Raw genomic sequence first — 1,340 nt, 5'->3', positions numbered from 1 at the left:
AAAAACTGGCTGAGCTTGAAGCTCGTCTCAAAAAATTACGCAATCAATAATTGCCTCGCTGCTCAGCACAAATTGCTGTAAACAAGGCTCGTAGGCTTAGGAGTATTTATGGATAATATGCTGTATATCATTGTGGGTCTGGTAGCAATTTTACTGGTAGCGGTACTTGTGCTACGCAAAAATAAGGCCAAACAACCAACCACACAACACTTGGATAAGACCAATCAAAGTGTAGATGCTCATGCATCCACATTAAAGCCAAAGACGGCGTCTGTAGACTCAAAACAAGTCCCTGCTCAGCAAAACGCGACCAAATTTGATCCATTAACCGTGGCTCAACGCTTTATAGATCAGCAGCGTTATGATAAAGCCATTGAAACCATTGAACGAGGCTTAACTGAAAAACCTCAAGATTCTGAGTTATTACACAAGCTATTAAATATCTATGCTACAACCGAGCAGCGTGAAGATTTTAATAAAACTTATAACGCGATCAAATTGTCCGGTAATGCAACTGCTATAGACAATGCGGATAAACTCAAAGCTCTATTAGACCAAGAACAAACGCAAAACCAACCAGTAAAGCCTGAATCTGACAATGAAGCTGCGTTTGAAGGTATAGATTTTGACTTGTCCACCTCACAGACTGTTACGGATGTTGAATCTGATACAGACAACGACAATTTAGATAGTTCTGAAGCATTTAGTGACTCTGTATCATCACAACAAAGTATCCCTAGCGCTAACAATAATTCTGATGAAAATTTTGATCTAACGTTAGCTGATTTGGAAAGCACAAACGCAGAAACTAACAATCTAAACGCCAGTAGCCTAGAAACTACTCAGCTAGAAACTACAGCAGATGGCGATGACATCAGTGATTTTGATATAACCGAAGTGACAAGTGCTGATGAAACAAGTGCTCAGCCTGTTGCTGTAGACGACGTTAATAAGGATCAACACGTAAACAACGTAAACGTCGATGATGACTTTATGCTTGATTTCGATTTGATGACAAATGATAGCAACTCGTCGGAGCTAGATTTTGATGATGTTCAAACGCAAGACAGCCAGTCACAAGATGTCAGCTCAGATGACGAATTTGTTTTAGACTTTGATGACTTGGTTGAAGAGACAGTTACCAGTAAAGAGACAGATACTACTAATCAAGAAGACAATACTCAGCCTACTAACGATGATTTTGCGTTACTGCTAGAAGATGAAGATAGCTTGTCGATTACAGACGAATTGGCAGTTGAAGACAGCTTAGTAGTTGAAGATAGCGCACTTGTTACAAACTCATTAGAAACTCAAGAACACCTTAATGAAAATGAGCAGGT

The 1,340-nt window shown here is 39.6% G+C and carries 1 protein-coding gene; it reads left to right on the top strand.

The window, feature by feature from the left end; all coding sequences use genetic code 11:
• Positions 1-108 precede the first annotated feature (108 nt).
• The coding region (locus tag ACS8FD_RS14780; RefSeq protein ID WP_459252131.1) for a tetratricopeptide repeat protein at positions 109-1,340 on the top strand (1,232 nt) is incomplete at its 3' end.

The organism is Psychrobacter sp. 1U2 (genome assembly GCF_051847575.1).
Note: the sequence above shows the minus strand (reverse complement) of the source record. Positions and strands in the feature narration are given on the sequence as shown.